The sequence below is a fragment of the Paenibacillus sp. FSL R7-0313 genome, from assembly GCF_037969885.1.
GTDB lineage: Bacteria > Bacillota > Bacilli > Paenibacillales > Paenibacillaceae > Paenibacillus.
In genome coordinates, this window is record NZ_CP150219.1 from 1,471,610 (window position 1) to 1,494,162 (window position 22,553).

General features: G+C 48.0%; 19 protein-coding genes and 1 pseudogene. 18 read left to right on the plus strand and 2 right to left on the minus strand.

Annotated elements, in window-relative coordinates; translation table 11 throughout:
• Window positions 1–28: 28 nt before the first annotated feature.
• The 4 genes and pseudogenes from NSQ38_RS06510 (at window position 29) to NSQ38_RS06525 (ending at window position 5,314) form a co-directional block, all read left to right on the plus strand.
• On the plus strand, window positions 29–1,204 hold the full coding sequence (locus tag NSQ38_RS06510) for an acyltransferase (protein ID WP_338589237.1): 1,176 nt from the start codon (window positions 29–31) through the stop codon (window positions 1,202–1,204).
• A 1,591-nt stretch (window positions 1,205–2,795) separates the two neighbouring features.
• A pseudogene (locus NSQ38_RS06515) lies at window positions 2,796–3,230 on the plus strand (HNH endonuclease); the annotation flags it as partial.
• Between the two features lie 292 nt (window positions 3,231–3,522).
• Window positions 3,523–4,158 carry a TVP38/TMEM64 family protein gene (locus NSQ38_RS06520; protein WP_339787948.1) on the plus strand — a complete coding sequence of 212 codons (636 nt, stop codon included), beginning with the start codon at window positions 3,523–3,525 and terminating at the stop codon, window positions 4,156–4,158.
• A 73-nt stretch (window positions 4,159–4,231) separates the two neighbouring features.
• Window positions 4,232–5,314, plus strand: coding sequence for a DUF1835 domain-containing protein (locus tag NSQ38_RS06525; RefSeq protein ID WP_339787951.1), 1,083 nt, complete (start codon window positions 4,232–4,234; stop codon window positions 5,312–5,314).
• 161 nt (window positions 5,315–5,475) lie between these two features.
• On the opposite strand, the gene NSQ38_RS06530 is transcribed toward NSQ38_RS06525, so the two are convergent.
• Window positions 5,476–5,994 (minus strand): cupin domain-containing protein, encoded by a 519-nt coding sequence (locus NSQ38_RS06530; protein ID WP_133386258.1) that lies wholly within the window; start codon window positions 5,992–5,994, stop codon window positions 5,476–5,478.
• A 152-nt stretch (window positions 5,995–6,146) separates the two neighbouring features.
• Between NSQ38_RS06530 and NSQ38_RS06535 the strand changes: the two genes are divergently transcribed.
• A complete protein-coding gene (locus tag NSQ38_RS06535; RefSeq protein ID WP_338589230.1) occupies window positions 6,147–7,148 on the plus strand; it encodes an NAD-dependent epimerase/dehydratase family protein in 1,002 nt (333 codons plus the stop codon).
• 164 nt (window positions 7,149–7,312) lie between these two features.
• On the opposite strand, the gene NSQ38_RS06540 is transcribed toward NSQ38_RS06535, so the two are convergent.
• A complete protein-coding gene (locus tag NSQ38_RS06540; protein ID WP_074092719.1) occupies window positions 7,313–7,489 on the minus strand; it encodes a CsbD family protein in 177 nt (58 codons plus the stop codon).
• A 190-nt stretch (window positions 7,490–7,679) separates the two neighbouring features.
• On the opposite strand from NSQ38_RS06540, the gene NSQ38_RS06545 reads away from it, so the two are divergent.
• The 13 genes from NSQ38_RS06545 to NSQ38_RS06605 all read left to right on the plus strand — a co-directional run bounded on the left by NSQ38_RS06545 (window position 7,680) and on the right by NSQ38_RS06605 (window position 22,250).
• Window positions 7,680–8,612 (plus strand): hypothetical protein, encoded by a 933-nt coding sequence (locus NSQ38_RS06545; protein ID WP_051447001.1) that lies wholly within the window; start codon window positions 7,680–7,682, stop codon window positions 8,610–8,612.
• 37 nt (window positions 8,613–8,649) lie between these two features.
• Complete coding sequence (locus NSQ38_RS06550; RefSeq protein WP_339787955.1) at window positions 8,650–10,449, plus strand: RNA polymerase sigma factor; 1,800 nt, start codon at window positions 8,650–8,652, stop codon at window positions 10,447–10,449.
• A 690-nt stretch (window positions 10,450–11,139) separates the two neighbouring features.
• The gene (locus NSQ38_RS06555; RefSeq protein WP_017691658.1) at window positions 11,140–11,586 is read left to right on the plus strand and encodes a DUF1641 domain-containing protein; all 447 of its coding nucleotides are present in this window, start codon (window positions 11,140–11,142) and stop codon (window positions 11,584–11,586) included.
• Between the two features lie 24 nt (window positions 11,587–11,610).
• On the plus strand, window positions 11,611–12,792 hold the full coding sequence (locus NSQ38_RS06560; protein WP_036606574.1) for an NAD(P)/FAD-dependent oxidoreductase: 1,182 nt from the start codon (window positions 11,611–11,613) through the stop codon (window positions 12,790–12,792).
• 317 nt (window positions 12,793–13,109) lie between these two features.
• Entirely contained in the window at window positions 13,110–13,754 is a 645-nt protein-coding gene (locus NSQ38_RS06565; RefSeq protein WP_036671628.1) for an SDR family oxidoreductase, read from the plus strand.
• Between the two features lie 55 nt (window positions 13,755–13,809).
• Complete coding sequence (locus tag NSQ38_RS06570; protein WP_339787958.1) at window positions 13,810–14,565, plus strand: response regulator transcription factor; 756 nt, start codon at window positions 13,810–13,812, stop codon at window positions 14,563–14,565.
• Complete coding sequence (locus NSQ38_RS06575; protein WP_339787963.1) at window positions 14,562–15,938, plus strand: ATP-binding protein; 1,377 nt, start codon at window positions 14,562–14,564, stop codon at window positions 15,936–15,938. Before NSQ38_RS06570 ends, NSQ38_RS06575 begins: the two co-directional genes overlap by 4 nt.
• 78 nt (window positions 15,939–16,016) lie before the next feature.
• Entirely contained in the window at window positions 16,017–16,817 is an 801-nt protein-coding gene (locus NSQ38_RS06580) for a PepSY domain-containing protein (RefSeq protein ID WP_339787966.1), read from the plus strand.
• Between the two features lie 277 nt (window positions 16,818–17,094).
• On the plus strand, window positions 17,095–17,691 hold the full coding sequence (locus tag NSQ38_RS06585) for a PepSY domain-containing protein (protein WP_339787969.1): 597 nt from the start codon (window positions 17,095–17,097) through the stop codon (window positions 17,689–17,691).
• Between the two features lie 135 nt (window positions 17,692–17,826).
• Complete coding sequence (locus NSQ38_RS06590; protein ID WP_091035743.1) at window positions 17,827–18,018, plus strand: hypothetical protein; 192 nt, start codon at window positions 17,827–17,829, stop codon at window positions 18,016–18,018.
• Window positions 18,019–18,157: 139 nt separating this feature from the next.
• A complete protein-coding gene (locus NSQ38_RS06595; RefSeq protein WP_339790415.1) occupies window positions 18,158–19,561 on the plus strand; it encodes an RICIN domain-containing protein in 1,404 nt (467 codons plus the stop codon).
• 234 nt (window positions 19,562–19,795) lie between these two features.
• Window positions 19,796–20,581 (plus strand): ABC transporter ATP-binding protein, encoded by a 786-nt coding sequence (locus NSQ38_RS06600; RefSeq protein WP_047840868.1) that lies wholly within the window; start codon window positions 19,796–19,798, stop codon window positions 20,579–20,581.
• A 1-nt stretch (window position 20,582) separates the two neighbouring features.
• A complete protein-coding gene (locus NSQ38_RS06605; RefSeq protein WP_339787972.1) occupies window positions 20,583–22,250 on the plus strand; it encodes a hypothetical protein in 1,668 nt (555 codons plus the stop codon).
• Window positions 22,251–22,553 lie beyond the last annotated feature (303 nt).

Consider the following 22,553-nt stretch of genomic DNA (forward strand, 5'->3'; position numbering starts at 1 on the left):
GACGAACACATTAAGGAGAAACGTAAACATGAGTGAAACACTGAAAAGAGAGCGAATTCCAGAGCTGAATCTGGTGCGTGCCATGGCAATTATCGGCGTACTGTGCGTGCATTCCACGTCCTATGCGACGGTGGACATGACGGGTTCAGGCTACTACTGGCTGTACAACTTTATTAATATCTTTATGAAATATGGTACGCCAACCTTTATTTTTATGAGCAGTTTCGTACTGTTCTATAACTATTATTCCCGTCCGCTGGATAAGAAACTCGTAAGTAACTTCTACAAGAAAAGATTTGTGTATATTTTGCTTCCGTACTTCCTGTTTTCATTGATGTATTTTGTTATTCTGCATTTCACGCATTATCAGGGCCGACCGTTTGGCGAATCGGCTGTAAGTTTCATTACGAAATTGTTTACGGGTAAAGCCTATACGCATCTGTACTTTGTGTTTATTAACATGCAATTCTATCTGTTATTCCCATTGGTGTTATGGCTGCTCAAGAAGTATCCTTCCGTGGTCAAATGGTCTGTACCGATTGGATTATTGATTCAATGGGCATTTATCGTAAGTAATAAATATGGATTCCAGGTACCCAACAAGGGAAGCTGGGCGTTCTCATACTTCTCCTATTTCATGCTGGGTGCTTTTATCGGGGTATATTTCCCTAAAATCAAGCAATGGTTTGTCATCAGTCGGGCCAATGCAACCAAAGGACGCGTAGCTTCATGGATTCTGCTCTGGGCGGTCTGGATCATTGCCGGACTTGGCCATGTGTATATCTATTACCTGCTGCGTCTGAAGATCGCAACGTATAACACACTGTGGTACGAATTCTTCTGGAATGTGCATACCTTTGCTTGTGCGCTGGTGCTTATCCAGATTGCCTATCTGCTCTATCGCAAAGGGCCTTCACTTATCGTCAAGCCGCTGAATCGGCTTGGGGCATTGTCCTTTGGCATCTATCTGATCCATCCCTTCTTCCTGCTGGTGTATCGTGAATTTCCACCGCAAACAGGTGTTTCCTGGTTAGTGCATCTGTGGTATGCCGGAGGATTCGGTGTAGCTCTAATCGCTTCGTGGATCGTCGTTGGATTGACGGCAAGGTTTGTTCCATATGCATGGGTCATCTTTGGCAATCTGCCAAAACCCAAACCACGTCTCGTCCCACAACAGAACTCGGGCCAACTGGACGTTCGTTAAGATGGTTTTCCAACACAGGAATAATAAACCGTTTCTTGGTCGACCTTAGGGGAGAGCAGGGAACGGTTTTTTCGTCTATACAGATATGCTGGATGTGGGGAACGAGTGTTTCTTTTTCATGTATGAGGGGTAATCATAAGGCGGAACGATAATACATTATGGATAACAGGATTAAGGTGAATATAATGACAACATGCGAAAAATGCGGGAGACCGATGCAAGATATATTGGAATATGTGGAACACATTCTTCACGAATGCAGTGAACAGACTCAGGAGTATAATTCGAAAGATTATCAGGCTTTTGGCCATGAGGGTGTTCGCGAGCAGATGTGATACAATAGAAAGAAACCGGATTCATACGGAACCGAGGTGACAACATGGAGACGGGTCCAGCCCCTTTCCGGCAAGGAAAGACGGAACAAGAAGCGCGACTGAGCAAAACGTGTATGTATTGCGGACAACAGCGGCCGATGTCCGAATTCCGGCGCAGAACCGGAAAGCGGGCAGGTCCCGGAGCCAGGCGTGGAGCCTGCCGCAGCTGTCGCCAGCTCGGTGGACAGGCTGACCACGATGCAGGTTCAAGCGTGAGCGGACGAATGAATGAACGGATTGAGCATCAGCGGGATGGCTTGGAGACACGTGCTGTTACTGCCAGACCCTCTGCATCTGCGAGAAATAAGGCAGGTCGTACCTTCCATGACGTGGAGCAGGGATCTGCTACGGTGTCTGAGTCTGACAGAAGTCTGGTGTCTCAACCGTCAGTAGGCTCGAATTCTTCGAATGATGATCAACGTGCTGACTTGGTGACTTCCTCACCCTCTTCTTCGGGTATTCGGAAGAAGAGGAGAAAACGGAGGAAGAGCAAGCGTTCAGAGAGCATAACGGGCAATGAGCTGAGAGAGACGAGTCTGGAGCAGGATTGTTTGGCGGGTGAGGTAGGAGATAAGCCACAGCCAGGTGAGCGCTGGCGTGGGGTAGAAGGGCATTCGCAGGAGGTTCATGCTGCTGCGAATGATAAGGGCACTGCACAGCGGGCTGGCGCGCGAGCAGCCGCTGCAGGGCAGGCCGCCGAGCAAGCTGCGGCGGCCCACCAAGCTCTGCTGCCGGCTGAGCCGCAAGGCCCGGCAGCAGAGCCCATGGCTGCGGATCAACCGACCGCAGCCAAACGCAAGCGCAAGCGGCGCCGCAAGCGTGCTGCCGCGCTCGCGCCCGGCGCAGGGCAGGCCCGCAGCATAGCTGCTGAGGCCCATGCGCCGGCCTTGAGCGACCGTGGCGATGCCACCACGGTCGCTGCACCTACGGCGGCGGAGGCACAGCCTGCCGCCACCGGGCGCGAGCCTCGGCAAGCGCCGGGGGCTGCTGCGGAGGCAGGGCCTCCTGCGCCCGTGCGCCAGCCTGGCTCGCCAGGGTCCAAGCCGCGCCAGGCGCGCAAGGAGCGTGCGCCCAAGGCGAACGGCGAAGACGCTGCCCGCGTTACATCCGGGCAGCGACCCTCGCATGCCAGCCGCAGTCACGGGGCTGGCACGGACGGCCGTCCTCGCCGCCAGACGCCGGCGGCCCCGGTGGCCATCGACCCGGAAGATCCGGCTTCGCTCCGGACCAACCGGCAAGGCATGGTACGGATGCGAGGCAAGACCGACAAGGGCAGACGCTGGCATCAGGAAGTGGACATGGAGCTTGCGGTCACGCTGGTCAAGGAAAAAGCCGCTGTGGTGGTCAATCGGTACACGATTCGCCGATTGTTCAGCAACAAGGATTTCAAGCGGTATATTTTAACCCGAGATCACTACACCTGTTACTTCTGTGGATCGTATGGAGATACGATTGACCATCTGCTGCCGCGTGCCAAAGGTGGACATACCACCCCGCTCAACTGTGTCTGCGCCTGTAATCTGTGCAACCAGTCCAAAGCAGCGATGGATGCCGAAGAGTTCATGCGTTCCGGTATTCCCGAATGGAATGCTGCACATCAGGCAGAACTGATTGAACTGGCAATGCAGGAAGCGCAGCTGGAAGAAGGATAAATGCCCCCGAACATGGAATCGGGGTTTTGATATGAAGAGCACACCAAGACCACAGAGGTCGAGGTGTGCTTTTTTGATTTAATTCTGATTTGGGTGGGAAGTGAGTTTGCTGTGCAATAATTTCTTCAAATTGACAACGGTGTTCATCGAAGATGTACGTTATACTGGGAGGGAGTTGCTAAAGAAGCTTCATCATCCATATGAATGATGAAATGTATAGTGAACATCAAGCCTGAGAACTTAGACTGTATAGATTGGATGGATGCAGATGACCCCGGCAGCATTGGACATTATGTCATATATTACGGAAGAAAATATTCGTTTCTGGCTGGAGAAGTTTCGCTCCCTTGGCCCGTTACCGGGAATTTTGCTTACGTTTATGAAATCATTTGTGCCGCCGCTTCCAACGCTATTAATTGTAGGCGTGAACGGTGCGGTATATGGTCTGTGGGCAGGATTTTTATATTCATGGATCGGCATGGTGCTCGGTTGTACCGTTACGTTCCTGATTGTGCGGGAGATTGGGAAATCCGCCTTTGTAGAGCGATGGGCACGCAAACCTCGTGTGCAACGCAGCATGGTATGGATTCGAAGGAATGCATTCAGTTATGTTTTTCTGCTGAGTATCTTCCCGGTAGGTCCATTCGTCATTATTAATGTGGCGGCAGGTATCGCGCGAATGCGATTGTTATCCTTCCTGCTTGCAGTGGGTTGTGGTAAAGCGATCATGATTTTCTCTGTTACGTATATCGGTTCCAATGTGGAACAATTTCTGGAGCACCCTGTACGCTGGGTAGGCGTATTGCTGTTTATTGCGATATCCCTGTGGGCAAGCCGCAAACTGGAGCGACACTTTACCCGTTCATCGTCAGATGGAGAAGATCTACATGATCTGAATCAACCCTCTGGAAAATCAATTTCCTCCTAGTTTCGGGGTACAGTGGTATATTTGTGTGGCATTTATGAATTAACTCGTGATGAACCTTTTAAGGGGGATCAGTATGATTGAAAATGTCTTTGACTTTGATAAAGAATTATATCGCATGAATGAAGAAGAGCTTCGTTCATTATTGCGTATGCTCTATCTTAGGGCGGACATGGCAGTCAGTCATCAGACAGAAGAACATTCAGTTCATTTTGCAGTGAGTGTACAGCGGATTTTTGAGGGGTTAGACGAGGAAAGGAATAGGAAGCAAGCTGAGCAGCAATTGCTTGATACACAGAAGCCGCGTGAAATTCATATAGCGATTGGTGAATCGCCGTTGGGTAGCATTAAGGTTGCCATGGGTAGCGTTCCTGGACGCTTGGAGCGGCGTTTTTATTCTATGAATGACTACTATGCGATTGGCCCATTGGGAGATCTCACTGATAGGATAGTTCTACAACGTAGACACCTCTGGTTACTGGAGCGACTTTATTTGAGTGAACACGGAAATTACGCTATCAAAGGCGTAGATGAACTGATTCAATTAAATACCGTGATGAGTTCCATTGATGAAGAGACTAGAATTACCATTTGGTATGCTAATAACGCCCATGAGAAAACGGGTCTTCTGTATGCTATTCATTTGCTGCGTAACAGGAAGAGTCCTGTTTATCTGATCGAGACAAGTGAACTGTATCAGCAGTTATTCCATAACCCTGATATCGAGTATGATGTTTGGAGAACAGGAGAGATTGTTTCCGAGAAGTTGTTGGCCATGTGGAACCACTGTGTAAATGCAGAGCCGGTGTCTTTAGAAGAGCGCAAGCAGATGGAGCAAGAGTGGGATTCTCTCTCTAAACAACGAGGCCTTCTGCGAATAATGAAGGATAGTAAGATCCATAGCGTGTCCGAGGACGGAATTGATGATTTCATTATGCAAAAGGTGAGAGACCTTACGTTAACCAGACAATCTGATGAATTTATAATATGTGCCCGTGTTGTAGGTGAAGTACTTGGATATTTAGAACAAACTGTGGGAGACGCATTTATTGAATATCGAATACGTCAACTTGTACTGCAGGGACGACTGGAGATGGAAGGTAGGCCACATGCGATGAGGTACTACAGTATCCGACTTGCGAGTACGGAGCTGAACTAAAAGTTGCTGGCGTGCGATAGATTAGAGATTAAAGAAAAACATATAGACTGTACTCCGGCATGATTCTACTACTTGTCCGGGGAACAGTCTATTTTTCATCCTTGATTACTGAACCAACTTCGCTTGTGCATTGTCCAATCGTCTTTATGATCATCACTGTATTAAGATTTCTTCCCATTCCAGATTTCTAGTAGCGGTCCGTGCTGCCCATAGACCGGATCGGTATCCGGGATCGGAACCTCTTGAATCTCCTGAAGAGCCTTGTGTCGCTCGCCTTCTTCACCTGTGCGTGTGTTGTAACTCATGCCGCCCGGATAAGCACCGGCAATACGAAAATCAGTGCTGGACTCCAAACGTTTATGCCCTGTTCCAGCGGGAAGCACGACAACGTCGCCTGTCTGAAGGTAAACTTTCTGTCCATTTTCTCCGCCTAAAATCAGTTCCACGAATCCACTCACCACAGCAAGAGCCTCATGAGCATTACTATGATAATGATGATAATTGAACACACCATTCAACCAGCTATTCCCCCATCCATTACGGTTCAGCAACGATTCTGCATGAAGAGCCTCTTCAGCCCATACATTCTTATACAAAAGCACAGGCAGGGTCGGATGATTGGGAATTACACCGTCATCCTGAAGGAATAACGTCTCTATGTCCTTTTTCCGTTCATTCATCTCACATCACCTCACTATAAATTACCCTATAAACTCAAAGACGAACAAAAAACAATTGTAAAATGATACAAAATGTATCATTTTAAGGTTATACTCAGTACATATACTCTCTTCAATGCACTCGTTGTATAAATCGCAAGGGGGAATCGTGTGTGAACATTGTGATTACAGGGGCTTCTGGATTTGTGGGATTTAATCTTTCGCAGTATTTGGCGCAAAAGGGGCATCAAATTATCCTTCTGGATCGGGATGATTATTGTCAGAGGCTTGTTCACATTTCTCCTCTGCATGAGATGCCGTTCATCTGTTGTGACCTTGCATCGGACCGGATTCATCTGCCTCCAGGAACAGATTACATTATTCATCTGGCAGCCATGCCACACGTGGATTATTCGTATCATCAGCCAGGAGAAGTTTTCCGCAATAATACACTCAGCACACAGGCTATTCTGCAATATGCGACCGAACATCACATTCCAGTCTTGCTGGCTTCATCCGTTGAAGTGTATGGCGGTGATTGGGGCAGAGTCTATCACGAATCAGATCCGTATGCACCTGTCTCACCTTATTCCGCATCCAAAGTCGCGTGTGAAATGCTTGCTCACTCCTACGCTCAATGTTACCAGCTTCCAGTCAAACTCTTTCGTTTGACCAACCTCTATGGTCCATGGCAATTGCCAGACCGTATTATTCCCCGAAACTTCGGTCGAATGCTGGATGGACTGCCTCTTGATATCCAGGGATCGGCAGTACGTGATTTCTTGTATGTAGATGATGCCCTCCGGGCCATTGAACAGATCATGCTGAAAGGCAAAGATGGACAGGTCTATAACATATCGACAGGGCTTGGAACAACCATGCAGGAAATCGGGGAATTGTTGAAACCGATGGATCGATCTATAGCTGCTGTAGAGATCCGGGAGCAAGAACCAACCCAGTCCAGGGGGTCCAGTCTGGTCGTACATTCAGGGAGATTGCGAGCGGAATTGGGGTGGTTACCTCAAACCACTTTGGAAAAAGGATTGGAAAGAACCTTCCGTTGGTATCGGGAACATCCCGAATGGGTCAGACAGTTCAGTCGTGAATACCATACAACAAGGGAAACGCGCAGTTTCATTATCGATATGGCAAGATACGCAGTTCCAGCAGTATAGAACGCACAAAAAAAGCCAGGGAAGGGTGTATTGAGTAACACCTTCCTTGGCTTTTTTGCGCCTCCGTCTCATTTTCGGATAGCTTCCGAACACGGACGGTCAGGCTATTAAAATAATCTATTGCACGAAATCATCGTGCTGTTGGACCTTCACATTAAAAGGATCTAGTGATGATCTTTTTTAATGTCGGCAATTTTATCCTGTACAGCACCTTTGGCTTTGTCTTTTTTACCCTCAGCCTGAAGGGATCTGTTGTTGGTTGCATTACCGATCTGATCCTTCACTTCGCCTTTGGCTTTATTTACGCCTGCTTTGATTTTATCGCCAGTTGAATTACTCATATCGAACATCTCCTTCGTTTCTGGTGTAGTCCTTATTAACCGGGATGTCCTTATTCTAAACGTTGCTATTGTGATACAGGCAGAAATTGTTCTGGATATTCTGTCAGAAATGACCTGTATGGAGAGTCAGTATAAGTATAGGCATTGCATAGTCGCGTGCTTCATTAAAGGAATGAGAGGATGTTATGATATGAGCAATTATATTGGCAATGGTGCGTATTGTTATGCTAATTCAGCTTCAATGCTGCTGTCGTCCATCGGAGAAAAGGTTGACCCGAGTGTCCTTGAAGCTATAGGTGGCTTTTCCCTCGGAGCTTTCCGCACGCAGGAAGACCTTCTGTTTTTTGATGACTGTACATCTAGTCCTGATCTGGCCATCAGCAAGGCGATGAGCATTCTGGGATTTAGTGTGCGCGAAAGTGTGCAAGCACGGGGTACAGAGATGCCTGTAGATGAGCTAAGAGAGGCTTTGAAGCAGGGTCCTGTCATGATGGGTCCGCTGGATATGGGCAAACTCGTCTACAATCCCAACTCTCCCAACCTGGGTGGTTGCGATCATTATGTAGTGGCGTTGAGCATGGAGGGCGATGAAATATGCCTGCATGACCCAGCCGGATTCCCCAATGTCTTCCTGACACTGGATAAACTTGAGGAAGCATGGAAGTCTGAATTCCCATGGAGTAGCGGTGTGTATCGACGATGGTGGAGTCCTGAACGCATTGAACATCCTGATCTGGAGGAGATTAACCGTCGGGCTTTTACTTGGTTCAAATCAACCCTTACAGAACAGACCCATGATATTGCTGCACAGGAAGGACGAACCGGAGCTTCAGCCATTCTGCATAAGGCGGAACAGGTTCGTGCTGGAGCAATCGATGATAATGAGTGGGCTCATTATGTGTATTTTGCTCTGCCAGTAGGCGCGCGTCGTGCCCATGATTATGGTTTGTTTTTTAAAACAATCCATCCTGACCTATCTGCTTTGAAATACGCACAATCCCGCCAATTCGGGGAATGCCAATCCCGTCTTGTCTCTCGGAACTGGGAGGCTGCTGCGACAATCATGGTGGCACTCGCGGAGACGGAAGCCATGATCGAAGCTTCTATTCTGAAGATGGAGTAATGAAAGTGGAGCGGCGTTATAAGGAAGGGAGATATACATGGATGGATTAACTAATAATCGCCATATCAGGCCAGGGGAAGATGAGATATTAGAGGATCGTCAAAATGAGCCGGATATCACGCTTATCCAACGAGCCCAAACGGGGGATACAGAGGCTTTTGGAGATTTGATTCACCGTCACCGTGGGCAATTGTTTCGTTATGTGCGAGCACTTACGTATGATTCTTATCTCGCAGAAGACATTTTACAGGATGGGCTTATTCGTGCGTTCATTCATATGGGACAGCTTCAGAATGCTGAGCGTTTTATGGCCTGGATGCAGCGTATTATACGTAATCAGGCGTACTCACATATGCAGCGCCAAAAGCAGCAGAGGGAACAACATTTTTCTTCGTTTTTTGCATTTGGATTTGGAGCCGATGATACCTCATGGAGCGATCAAGACTCACTCGACATGACGCTGAATCATCTTCTGAATGACTCAAATCGGAGATCGCAGGAAACAGGCTATGATCCGTATCAAGCTGTTGCTCAGCAGGAAATGAGGAACAATCTCCACAGGCTGTTGGGTTGTCTGAATGAAAGAGAACAACAGGTCTTCACATCATATTGGATGGAGCAGCTGTCACCGCAAGAAATGGCCTACAAATTCAACCTGACAATTGCCAATGTGTATCAAATTCTGTCCCGTTCACGTAAAAAAGTGTCTCAGCTTCATATTCATTTATCTGTAGAAGAAATGCTGGCAGAGTGGAATTCACTTGGGCAAAATCGAGTGACTCTGGAGGAGCCCCTTTCGTTTCGGGCTCCCCAAACCTGGAACTCGGCAGCAGCATCCATTCACGAGATGTTAGGTTATATCGGTCCATCTCCGTCTCTTCCCATGGTTATGGGGATGAGTGGACTTTCTTTTCGTCTGACCATCCTGCCTCAGGACATACATATCGCTGGACCTACCGCCTATAACTTCAAAGAGGTGCTTACAAGAGGATTGCAACATATGGGTTATCGTTCCCATGCGGTTGAGGCTTTGGCGAGCGAAGCGGGACTTAATGCCAATCTGGTCGATCCTTCGATGCTAGAGGAGAAAGCGAAGGGGAAAAGGTTGCTTAATCCAAGACTTGTTCAGGCCCTCTCCCTGATACGTTACGCCATTCATCGGGGAATTCCGGCCGTTGTGTGGGACCTGAATATTCCGGAATTCGGGTTGATCTATGGCTATGATGACGCAGCCCGGACCCTATACGGTACCGATTTCATTAAATCAGGAACAATTCCCTATGATCATGTAGGCCGGGGTGTGAATCAGGAAGTATTTGTACTGGCAGCCGAATCAGATGGCATGATACGAGAAATGAACTTGCGCGCGGCACTGACAGCTGCGTTGGCTCATTATCGTGGAGAGGACCCGTATACCTTGCCGAAAACAGTCAGTGGTGTGGCTGCCTATGCAGTCTGGAGAGAAGCCCTAGAATACAGACGGGTAGAACCGAACGGTCACGCCTATAACATTGCAGTTTTGTGGGATGCAAGACGTTATGCAAGTGAGTTTTTCAAAGAACTTTCTCTAAAGTGGGCTTCGACTGCCTGCTATTCCAACTTGATTCCATTCTGTCTTCAGGCAAAAGAGTTATATCGAAACATGTCCCAAAAGTTAAATACACTCGCGGCATTATTTCCTTTTCCAGATGGAGGACTGCCTAATGAGAAGCTTCATGCCGATCAGGCTATCTCGATACTTCTGGAAGTGGAGAAATTGGAGCGAGCCGCCGTCGTTGCAATAAAAGCATTGCTTGAAGAAATGGATCAGCATTCCCCAGAAATAGTTATGGTGTGACCTAATTGTATCGATCAGATCGGGCAAAAAGTGAAAACAAATATCAGGAGGCAGGGCGATCCGTCAGGCCTTCTTTCTGTCTTTTTTTTGCATTCGTGACGCAAGAGGTTCATACTTGAAATAGAAAAGATGTCTCAATGATGGAATAAGGCCGAGCCCAACGCTGCATAATAACGACAGTGACCAATTTCGTTGCATGATTATCGTGATATTGGAAAACAATTCCTGAACATTTGAATAAACAAATCCTTCCTTGTGTACATATCGCACATCTGGTCATATGTGATCTTGTCTTAATACCACATGTGGTAGTAATACGGATCTTGGACAGGAGGATCGGCGGCTTTAGCCTGCCTTCATGGGTTGACAAAAAAATCGATTTTGTTACAATGTTCACAATATCTTCACAAGTGTAAAAAATTTCTTTTTCATGTTCATGTGTAAGAGGTGTAATATAAGGGTATAGAGTTCGGTTTCGGCCTGCTTGTCGTTTTGTGCGTCAACACCTGTTGTCCGCAATAGATCCAAGATACAATGCATGATATGGGAGTGGCCATGAGCTACGCTCATCCTATTGTGTGAAATTTGGTACATTTAGATGTATTCGATGTATTTTGTGGTTCGGCTCTGCTTGACAGGCATCATGAAAGTCGCGGACTTCTATCCCAAAGTAAAGGAGGACTTTCTCTTATGTCACAATCGCCTACTCAACAAGAGGTGCCAGTTACAGAAGGTGCCAACGTTTCCGAGCGCCAGTCCTTGGACGTTCTGGATCAACTGATGAAGCCTGAGGTACAGGAGTCTTTAACCGTTCTGGTGGAGAACCTGCCTAAATTGGCTGAAATGGTTACTGCTATGACGAAAGCTTATGACTTTGCACAAAGTGTAGCAACAGACAAAGTTCTGATCAGCGACACAATGAGCGCAATGGGCGAGTTCGCTAAGCCTGTTGTAGACAAAGCTAAAGGTGTAGCTTCTGCTGCCATCGAAGCCAATGACCGTGCGCAAACAGAGCAAACTTCAGTTGGCTTGTTCGCTATGCTGAAAATGCTTAAAGATCCAAACGTACAACAATCGCTTCGTTTTGCTCAATCTTTCTTGAGCATCTTGAACGAGCGTCAACAACCGAAACGTTAAGACTTAGAAGAACGGAGGATGGATATGTCGAAGCAAATTTTGATCTTGGGTGGAGGATACGGCGGTCTGTTGACTGCATTGACTGCACGTCAATACTTGTCTCCGGAAGAAGCGACAATTACTGTCGTGAACCGTTACCCTACACACCAAATTATCACGGAACTGCACCGTCTTGCAGCGGGAAGCATTGCTGAACAAGCAGTTGCTCTTCCACTCGAAAAATTGCTGCGTGGCAAAAACGTGAACTTGAAAATCGATACGGTGGATACAATCAAGCCGGACGAGAAGAAAGTTCTGATGACCAGCGGCTCCACATACTCTTACGATGCACTTGTCGTTGCCTTGGGTAGCGAAACGGCATTCTTCGGAATTCCGGGATTGCAAGAGTACAGCTTCACGCTCAAATCGGTTAGCGATGCAAACCGTATTCGTGCACACGTTGAAGCACGTCTTGATGCTTACAAACAGTCCGGCAACAAAGCAGACGCTACGTTTGTTATTGGTGGCGGCGGCTTGACAGGTATTGAGCTTGTTGGCGAATTCGCTGACCTGCTTCCTGCAGTATGTCAAGAAAAAGGCATCGACTTCAAAGAAGTATCCCTGTACACAGTTGAAGCAGGTCCTTCCATCCTGGCAGGATTCCCGCCAGAGCTGGTTGAACGTGCTAAATCAAGTCTTGAGAAACGTGGCGTTAACTTCATCGTTGGCGTAGCGATTACCGAGATGAAAGAAAACGAAGTTCTGCTGAAAGACGGCAGCTCCATCCCTACGAACACACTCGTATGGACAGGTGGCGTACAAGGCAACGCTGTTGTTGCTAACAGCGGAATTGAAGTGGATCGTGGCCGTGCGAAAGTTACGGAAGTTCTGCAATCTACTTCTCACAAAGACGTGTTTGTTGCTGGTGACAGCGCAGTGGTCTTCCCTAGCGAAGGCGCTCGCCCTTACCCTCCAACAGCACAATTGGCTTGGCAAATGGGTGAGACTATTGGTCACAACTTGGGCGTTATGTTCAAAGGTGGCGCAATGGAATCCTTCACACCAGTATTCTCCGGTACGCTGGGAAGTCTGGGTCGTAAAGATGCTGTCGGCATGATCGGTGGCAACCAGACTCGTCTGAAAGGTCTGCCTGCAACCATGATGAAAGAAGCAAGTAACATCCGTTACCTGGCTCATATTCACGGTTTGTTCGCACTGGCTTACTAATCTTAATGCCATTCAAGGGCGCCCTTTTGGGCGTCCTTTTTGGTTGTCACCATTACAAAGGAAAACAGATATTCAGATGGAAAAAAGGTGCGGCAGAAGTGGTCAAATGTGAGGTCGCGTATAAAGTACCTAGGGGATATGGCATATTAATGGGACAACGGAAGAATTCACATTTCATAAATGTACTGAACGGGCATAGACATGAAGCCGGCGCTTAGAAGCGCCGGCTTTCGTTTAAATTATAGGATGAGCACCTTTAAATAAAAGGATCGGGGAGCCGCATCAAGCCATCCGTTCAACTGAGAGGAGAATGACGTATGAACGTTTTAGTTATAGGAGCAAATGGACAAATCGGTAAGTTTGTGGTGGAGCAGCTGGCACAGGAAGGCAAACATAAAGTAACGGCTATGATCCGCAAACCGGAGCAGGCGGATGCACTGAAGGAACTCGGTGCAGATGTGGTAATTGGTGACTTGGAGGGTAGTGTAGAGGATTTGGCTGAGGCAATGAAGGATCATAATGCCATTGTGTTTACGGCGGGTTCTGGCGGATCTACCGGTCAGGACAAAACACTTCTGATTGATCTCGACGGTGCGGTGAAAACGATGGAAGCCGCAGAGCAGCAAGGAATCTCCAGATATATTCTGGTCAGTGCGTATGGCGCAGATCAACGGGAGAAGTGGTCAGAGTCCATCAAGCCTTATTACGTGGCGAAACATTATGCGGATCGTGCGTTGTTTGCAAGTGATCTCAATTACACGATTATACGTCCAGGTGGTCTCAAGAATGAACCGGGCACAGGCAAGATCGCAGTTGGAACCGATCTGGAACCGGGGAGTATCCCGCGTGAAGATGTGGCCCGTGTAATCGTGGCTTCTTTGCAGGAAGAGAAGACGTACCGAATGGCCTTTGATCTGGTTGCCGGGGAGCATCCGGTTGAAGATGCCTTGGGCAAATTGTAGATGTTATTGTAAGATAACGGGAGAATGAAATGATGGGGATGAGGGGGAGCGCTGCATGAACGAAGCCGTGCTGGTCATAGAGGATGAGCCCAAAATAGCACGTCTGCTGGAACTGGAACTACAGTATGAGGGATATCAGGTGGGCAAGGCTGGAAGTGGAACAGAAGGACTGGAGAAGTATGCAGAAGGACAGTGGGATCTGATTCTGCTGGATGTGATGTTGCCTGGTATGAGTGGAATTGAAGTGTTGCGGCGAGTTCGGGCCAAAGATGCTACGGTTCCGATCATTATGCTCACTGCCAAAGATTCTGTAGAGGACAAAGTATCCGGCCTGGATCTCGGAGCCAATGACTACATCACCAAGCCGTTCCAGATTGAAGAGCTACTTGCCAGAGTTCGGGCTGCATTGCGGCTTAGTGCAGTGGCGTCTGTTGCTTCTTCCGCTTCTTCGTCTACACCTGCTGATACGGGGAATGACTCTTCTGGGCATCAGGATGAAGTTGAGGCGGGCTGGTTGACGGCTGCCGGGTTGAAACTAAATGAAGGTACGCGAGAGGTATCCCGAGATGGTGTGGCCATTGAGCTTACTCCACGTGAGTTCGACCTGCTCGTGTATCTGCTTCAGAATCAACGTCAGGTGCTCAGTCGTGATCAGATTGTGCAGGCTGTGTGGGGTTACGATTATTATGGAGATACCAATGTGGTGGATGTGTACATCCGTTATGTGCGCAAAAAGGTGGATAACGGATTCACACCGCCCTTAATACATACCGTACGGGGCGTAGGATACGTCCTGAAGGAACAGTTATGAGCCTGCGTAGTAAAATCTACGGATATTCGTCTGTATTATTTGCTGTGCTGTTAATCGCGGTGAACCTGTCGGTCTACATCGTGTTTGAACGGATGTCGATTGATAACGAGGTTAATCGGGTGGAAGCGGAAGCGGAGTCTATTGTCAAAGGAGTGCGTCAGTCTGCCGGCTCCATTCCGCCGGACGACTTACTGCGGGCCTACGCGCCTGTGAACGGCATGCTTCGGATCGTTAATGAAGACGGCACCAGTTCCCCGGTGACAACAACAGCAGCTTCCGAGCAGCTGAGCAAGCTACCTTATAAGTACGAAAGTGAGAAGAAATCAGAGTATACCCAAGTTGAGCAGATTGGTTATGTGTGGGTATCAGTCCCGGTCATCTGGCCTGATGGCAAGGTGGTGAATGTACAGGTCACCGAGAGCATTGCAGAGACGGAGAATCGTCTGTCTGTACTGCGGACTGTGCTTGTGGCGGTCACGATTATTGCTCTCATTCCAGCCATTATCTCCAGCCGGATTCTTGCGAATCGAATGACCAGACCGATTCAGCAGATGACACGCACGATGACTGATATACAGTCCAGCGGCCAATTCAAGCGTCTTCCACTGGAGGAAGGGTCGAAGGATGAACTGAAAACGATGGGGCAAACGTTCAACCGGATGATGGATCTGCTCGAATCCAACTTTGAACGACAGGAGCGATTTGTATCCGATGCATCTCATGAGCTCAAAACACCGCTGACCATTATTGAAAGCTATGCCAGTCTGCTACAGCGGCGAGGAAAAGAGCGGCCCGAGGTATTTGATGAAGCGGTGGAGGCGATTCTGTCCGAATCGGTTCGCATGCGAGAGATGACCGAACAGCTGCTACTGCTCGCGAAGCAGCCAGAGCAGTGGAATGTACAGTTGGCGCGTGTGGATATCACGAGACTGGCTACAGACTCCACACGTGCGTTTCGCGAAGCCTATCACCGTGAAGTGCGGTGTGAAGATCCAGGTCCAATCTGGGCGATCAGCGATGAGAGCAAGCTGAAGCAGCTTTTGTTTATTTTGCTGGATAATGCCCGGAAGTATAGTGAAGATGCAATTGAAGTCAGGCTGGAAGCCAAGGGGCAAGAGTGCCGTATTCGGATCGTGGATACCGGGATTGGTATGCGGGAGGACGAGCTGGAGAAGGTATTTGACCGATTCTACCGGGTTGATCCAGCCAGAACACGCAGCTTAGGCGCAAGCGGTTCAGGTCTGGGATTGTCACTTGCCAAAGAGCTTGCAGGAGCAGTTGGAGCACGGATCGAACTGACCAGCACCGAGGGTGAAGGCACCGAGGCTTCGATTATTTTGCCTTTATCGGTTCAGAACGGGCCGCTCTCATGAAATTCTCATTCTTCTCTTATATACTGATAAGCATCAGATCAACTGGGGATGATAAGAGAGTGCATAGGGGGAAACGTGATGACAGAGCATGAGCAGCGACCACCGGAGATGAAACGGCATGAACAGGGGAATAGCGGATGGGCGAAATCGCGAAGATCACTCTGGTGGGGGCCGGGGTTTCTCGTTGTGCTGATTGTGGCAGCAGTTGTGTGGTGGAAGCCGTGGCAATCGACTGGTGCGGTACTTACGGCAGATGCGGCGGCCCAATCGGTGTTGGATCAATATCCAGGTGAGATTGTGAATTCCACGTTGAAGGACGGGACGTATATCATGCAGCTCCGTTCGGAGACTGGCCTATATGATGTGCAAGTGGATGCCGTCACGGCTACCGTGAATTCCATCAAACGGCTGGAGTCGAACCCACAAGCGGAAGAAAAGACGTTATGGAGCCGCGAGCAGATCAAGACGGCGTTGTTAAAACAACAAACAGATAACCAATTGGTCTCGCTTGAACTTGTGGAGCAGCAAGGCAGTCCGGTATACACCGCGGTCGTGAAGGCGAAGGATAACAGCCGTGAAGAACTCACGATTGATCCATACACGGGAGAGACGATAGCTTCCAAAACAATAGCAGCCCCGACAACTGAACCAACCAAGGATGATCCCAAACCTCAGTTTCTGAGCGAGAAACAAGCCAAGCAGAAGGCACTTGCGGAGGTCCCGGGAGAAGTGGACGACATCGAACTGCGTGGAACCAACAGTGGGAATCCATATTATCTGGTTGAAATTGATCTGGAGGATGGCCGAGAGGCTATTGTGCAGGTGAATGCCATCTCAGGAGCGATTCGTTCGGTGACTTGGGATGAGGACGAGGATTAACCTTTTGCAAAGAACCCATTAAATATAGTTATAGTGTTGAACTGCTTTAGAGAGATGATTCCTAGTTTAGGGGTCATCTTTTTCATTTCTTTTAGATTACAAACATAATGAACACTTATTAAATGAGCATTCTCTTCATTTTCTCATCAAATTCTAATCTAACTCTCGCTGATCTCTCATTCCTGCAGGTTATTCTATAAATGTAGACGAGAACGAAACAACAACAACGAGGAGATGAATGATGATGATGAACAAACATAAACTTTGGATTGGTAGCTTGTCAGCAGCAGTATTACTTGGTGGATCAGCCGTAGCGGCTAGCGGGAATGTGAACGGACAATCGGTGCAAACTACACCAACGTCAACAACACAATCTGTAACACAGAATCAGAACAGCACAGGTAAAATGCTGAATGCATCACAAGCAAAAGCGTTGGCGTTAAAAGCAGCCGATGGTAAAGTGGATGACGTGGATCTGGAGCGTAGAAACGGCCAAACGTTCTATGAAGTTGAGATCGACAGAAAAGGAACCAATGATGTTGTCGTTCGTCTGGATGCTTATACAGGCAAAATTCTTGCGGTCGTGAATGATGAAGACTACGATGATGACGACGATTATAAAGATAATGTGACAGGCAACACATCTAACAACTCTGCTTCCAAGCAGGTCAAATTGACGGCATCCCAAGCTTCAAACATTGCGCTGAAACAAGTTACGGGTGGTAAAGTAACCAAAGTCGAGCTGGATCATGATGATGGTCGCTATGTGTATGAGATCGAACTGAGAACCGCTCAAGGTGAAGCAGATGTAGATATCGATGCCAACACAGGTAAAGTGTTATCGTTCGACCAGGATTTTGACGACCAAGACTAAGCAATAAGGGCGAGAGTACGCCGATAAAACATCATATAAAAACCTGCCTATCAACAGCCGCACACAGCTAGAGATCGTTACATCATGGAGGGGCAGGGCAGGTATAGCAGAGGACGCTTCGGGGGAAGCGTCTTTTTGCTGTTGATGAAGAGAATGGAGTATGAAATTGTACATCTTCCGCCGGATTGTTCACTATCCGAGCAGGAACGTGGCGGATACAATCGGAATCAAGGAGGTGAATGCCCAGCCAATCTTGCCAAGAATTCTATTGCTAAAATGCATCATCGATCGGAGGCAGATGAGACATATCGATTTTATTTTATGTAAGCGCTTCACAAAAAATATGGAGGTGCATTACGATATGGCTATGAACGATGGATGGTTGAAAAAGAATACACATTCACGTCGCTTTACCCACCGCTTAAGTTATTTGCTTGTGTTGGTTTTGGCGCTGCAATCAATAGGTATGCTGCTCGCACCCGGACCGAATGCTTCAGCTGCTCCGCTCAGTGTAACGAACGGGATACAGTTCAAGGATACCAATGGCAATGTCGTTCATGCTCATGGGGGCGGGATGATCAAGGCAAATGGGTATTATTACTGGTTTGGGGAGAATCGTAATACGAATGGAACGTTCAAGGCGGTATCGGTGTATCGTTCATCGGATCTGAAGAACTGGGAGTATCGCAATGATGTGCTCACCAGCAGCTCGGCAGCCGAGTTAAATATCTCCAACATTGAACGCCCGAAGGTCATCTATAACAGTTCGACTGGCAAATATGTGCTGTGGATGCACAAGGAGAATGGTCTGGATTATGGCGAGGCCCGAGTGGCCGTAGCTACTTCGAATACGGTTGATGGCAACTACACGTATGTGGGCAGCTATCGTCCACTTGGGTATGATTCCAGAGACATGACGGTGTATAACGATAACGGAACCGCTTATCTGATCTCCGCGACCCGAGTGAATGCAGATCTGAATATATATAAGCTGACCCCGGATTTCCTCGGTGTGGAATCCCTTGTCACAACACTGTGGCCCGGACAATATCGTGAAGCACCTGCCCTATTCAAAAAAGATGGCGTCTACTTCCTGATCACCTCGGGTGCCACTGGCTGGAATCCGAATCAGGCGAAATATGCGACAGCCTCCAGCATTACAGGCACATGGAGCGGTCTCAGTAACTTTGGAGACAGTACAACGTATGGTTCCCAATCCACCTATGTTGTTCCGGTAGAGGGTTCACAAACAACCTCCTATCTCTACATGGGTGATCGCTGGGCTGGAGCGTGGAGCGGACCTGTGCAGGATTCCAAGTATGTCTGGCTGCCACTTTCATTCCCAAGCGCAACCAGTCTGGCGATGAACTGGGCCAGCAGTATTACGATTGATACAGCAACAGGGATCGTGACCGGAGTGAATACACCGGATGTATGGGACCCGAATGCTTCATATCAGCTGATTAGTCGTAAAAGTAACAAGTTGCTTAATGTCATCGGGGGTTCTTCCGCCAACGGTGCGGATCTGGAGCAGCGAGCAGATGGGGGAACAACAAGTCAACAGTGGCAGATTACCGATGCGGGTGGCGGCTATGTCAAAATCATCAACCGTTCCAGTGGTAAGCTAATCGGTGTGGAAAATGGTGCCACGACCGATGGGGCTGTCATTGAACAGTGGAATGATGGCGGCTGGGCCAGTCAGCAATGGCAGCTCGTCCATGTAGGTGGTGGTTATTATAAACTGAAGAACCGCAGTACAGGCAAGGTCTTGGACATCTCCGGTCAATCCCTGGCAGATGGGGCTGCGGCCATCCAGTGGACGGATAATGGCGGCACGAATCAGCATTTTCAGATTGTTAAGGTGCAGTAAGACGTTTTAAATATTATAAAATAAGGTTCAACATAAAGTGGAAGCCCTTGTCTCTTACCGTAAGGTGGGACAGGGGCTTTGTGATGTGTTCACGCTTGTTACGTGATGCTCATACTCAAAGGGGATATCCAGACGATGGCTGATATCGTGACCTATTTCCGATCATTACCATCCCAATCTGTGGTAAACTAGTAGAATTGTAGAAAAAGATAGAGACAGGAGCTGGATAACGAAGTGAGTGAACAACAAGTGCTGTCAATTGAAAGCTTACGTATGAGATATAACGGACGTTATGTGCTGAATGGCATCGATCTGGAAGTGAATCGCGGTGAGATGATTGGATATATTGGTCCCAATGGGGCTGGCAAAAGTACAACGGTTAAGATTTTACTCGGGCTGGTTGAAGGATATGTAGGCACGGTGCGAATCTTTGGTAAAGATATTGCGGATGGGGATGTAGAGTATAAGCGCAGAATCGGTTATGTTCCGGAGGTCGCGGAATTGTACGAACAATTAACGCCTGCGGAGTATCTGACTTTTACGGGAGAGTTATACGGCATGTCCTATGAAGATGCGGATTACAAAGCCAAGCTATTGATGGATTGTTTTGGGCTGGAAAAATCATATCATTCCCGCATTGCATCCTTTTCTAAAGGTATGCGTCAGAAAGTGCTGTTAATCTCTGCGCTGCTGCATGACCCGGATCTGCTATTTCTGGATGAACCACTCAGCGGATTGGATGCCAATAGTGTGATGGTGGTCAAAGAGATTTTGTCACAATTGTCAGCTAAAGGCACAACGATCTTCTATTCGTCACACATCATGGATGTGGTGGAGAAGATCAGCAGTCGAATTGTACTGATCGCTGAAGGACGCGTGGTGGCAGACGGTACGTTCAAGCAGCTCCAACAGCAGTCCATGGAAGGGACGCTGGAGGAAGTATTTAATCAATTGACAGGCTTCAATGAGCACAAAGCCATTGCGGAGCGATTTGTATCGATTGTGCAGGAGGTGTACTGATATGGAGGAATCCTCCGACTTCCGCACACTCAAGATTCTGGATCGCTTTCGTCCGATCATCGCCAGAACAGGGGCGGATTATGATGTGCTTCGCCTGATTTTGCGGGTGAAATTTCAGATGGATCAACGCAGAGTACCTACCATTTTATCCAACAATTCAGGGAAAAAAGAGCGCAAGGAAGGGAATCAGTTTCTTCGTTCCCTGTGGTTGTATGGATTAATGGGACTGATGATGGTCCCCTTCATCGTCTGGGATACGGGGCATTTCATGCTTCAGATGGGGCTTGTGTTTGGTATCTTAATGTTTATGATCATGACGTCCATGATCTCGGATTTTTCCTCCGTACTGCTGGACATTCGGGATCGTAATATTATTATGACCAAGCCTGTTAATGGGCGAACGGTAGGTATGGCCCGAGCCATCCATGCAGGCGTTTATCTGCTATTGCTGACGGGTTCATTAACCGGTATACCGCTAATTGCCGCGTTAGTGACGCATGGGATCGGATTCTTTCTGATTTTCCTTGTAGAACTGATTCTGATCAATATGCTGATTCTGGTGACAACGTCTCTGATCTATCTGTTCATGATGAAGTTTCTGGATGGCGAGAAGCTGAAGGATATGATCAATATGGTACAGATTCTGCTTTCCGTGGGGATTGCAATCGGTTATCAGCTGGTCATCCGTTCGTTCAGTATTATTGACTTTGGTATGGTATTTACACCAGCTTGGTGGCAGTTGCTGTTGCCTCCGTTATGGTATGCGGCTGCCTACGAATGGTTATTCGCAGGGGGCGGGAATGTATGGATCTACACGTTCACAGCCCTTGCAGTTTTGGTTCCTGTGGTAAGTCTGATCGCATATGTGAAGCTTATGCCTTCCTTTGAATTGTATTTGGAGAAAATGGCACATTCGGGTCAGTCCTCCGGACGCAGACGCGGAAGATGGGATCGGTTGATCTCCAAGGTGGTCAGTCGTTCCAGAGAGGAGCATGCTTGCTTCCGTCTGTCAGCCAGCATGATGCGTAATGAACGGGAATTCAAGCTGAAGGTGTATCCATCGCTTGGTTTATCATTTGTTTTACCTTATGTATTCTGGTTTACCGAATTGCAGTCTTCTACCTGGGCTGAGTTTAGGCAAAGTTCGTTTGTATACACTTTTTATATCGTGCTGATGCTGGTTGTAACGGTTGTGGTCATGTTGAAATTTTCGGGACAATATAAGGCGTTCTGGACCTTTCGCGCTGCACCGATGGCGAATGATAGCGCGTTATACAAAGGCGCTCTGAAGGCATTCTTGTGCAACATGTTCCTGCCTATATTTCTGGCAAATGCCATTCTGTTCACCTGGGCATTTGGATCACGGATACTGCCGGATATTGCGATAATTTTGTTGACGGCTACGGCACTTGTCCCACTGGCAGGCAAATTGTTGCTGCGTAAGCCGCCGTTCTCCCAATCTTTCAGTATGGCGCAGCAAAGTGATGGCTGGTATGTATTCGCCGCCCTCCCTGTGCTTGCCATGTTATGGGGAGTCCATGTCTTTTTCCGTTCGGTATCGGGGGGCATCTGGATCTACGGTGCGCTACTGATCGTAGCGAATGTGTTACTATGGACGCTGCTGTTTCGAGAGAAGAAGACAGCGAAGAAGAGGCCGGTTGCAGTTTGAGAATAGAGTAGTAGAGAAAGAGAGTAAGAGGACTAAACAATAAGAGAGGGTAAAAGAGCTAACCTGGACACGGATGTCGGGGTTAGCTCTTTTTGATAGGTGATACTACCCCATAGAACCCTCGTCCGCTGCGCTAACGAACCTGAGACAACCTATTCAGGGTAAAATTCTGAAATATAAATTCTAACGAACCTCAGGAACGCTATTCTTCGGAAAAGTAGTTATTTAGCTTGAAAAAGGACCAAACTAGGCACAATAACGTGTCTGAGATTCGTTAGATATTAGATCCATGCTAAAAGGGGC

Coding starts and splice junctions, on each gene's coding strand:
- NSQ38_RS06510 (WP_338589237.1), top strand. CDS start 29: ATGAGTGAAACACTGAAAAGAGAGCGAATTCCAGAGCTGAATCTGGTG.
- NSQ38_RS06520 (WP_339787948.1), top strand. CDS start 3,523: ATGTCATATATTACGGAAGAAAATATTCGTTTCTGGCTGGAGAAGTTT.
- NSQ38_RS06525 (WP_339787951.1), top strand. CDS start 4,232: ATGATTGAAAATGTCTTTGACTTTGATAAAGAATTATATCGCATGAAT.
- NSQ38_RS06530 (WP_133386258.1), bottom strand. CDS start 5,994: ATGAATGAACGGAAAAAGGACATAGAGACGTTATTCCTTCAGGATGAC.
- NSQ38_RS06540 (WP_074092719.1), bottom strand. CDS start 7,489: ATGAGTAATTCAACTGGCGATAAAATCAAAGCAGGCGTAAATAAAGCC.
- NSQ38_RS06545 (WP_051447001.1), top strand. CDS start 7,680: ATGAGCAATTATATTGGCAATGGTGCGTATTGTTATGCTAATTCAGCT.
- NSQ38_RS06550 (WP_339787955.1), top strand. CDS start 8,650: ATGGATGGATTAACTAATAATCGCCATATCAGGCCAGGGGAAGATGAG.
- NSQ38_RS06555 (WP_017691658.1), top strand. CDS start 11,140: ATGTCACAATCGCCTACTCAACAAGAGGTGCCAGTTACAGAAGGTGCC.
- NSQ38_RS06560 (WP_036606574.1), top strand. CDS start 11,611: ATGTCGAAGCAAATTTTGATCTTGGGTGGAGGATACGGCGGTCTGTTG.
- NSQ38_RS06565 (WP_036671628.1), top strand. CDS start 13,110: ATGAACGTTTTAGTTATAGGAGCAAATGGACAAATCGGTAAGTTTGTG.
- NSQ38_RS06570 (WP_339787958.1), top strand. CDS start 13,810: ATGAACGAAGCCGTGCTGGTCATAGAGGATGAGCCCAAAATAGCACGT.
- NSQ38_RS06575 (WP_339787963.1), top strand. CDS start 14,562: ATGAGCCTGCGTAGTAAAATCTACGGATATTCGTCTGTATTATTTGCT.
- NSQ38_RS06580 (WP_339787966.1), top strand. CDS start 16,017: ATGACAGAGCATGAGCAGCGACCACCGGAGATGAAACGGCATGAACAG.
- NSQ38_RS06595 (WP_339790415.1), top strand. CDS start 18,158: ATGCTGCTCGCACCCGGACCGAATGCTTCAGCTGCTCCGCTCAGTGTA.
- NSQ38_RS06605 (WP_339787972.1), top strand. CDS start 20,583: ATGGAGGAATCCTCCGACTTCCGCACACTCAAGATTCTGGATCGCTTT.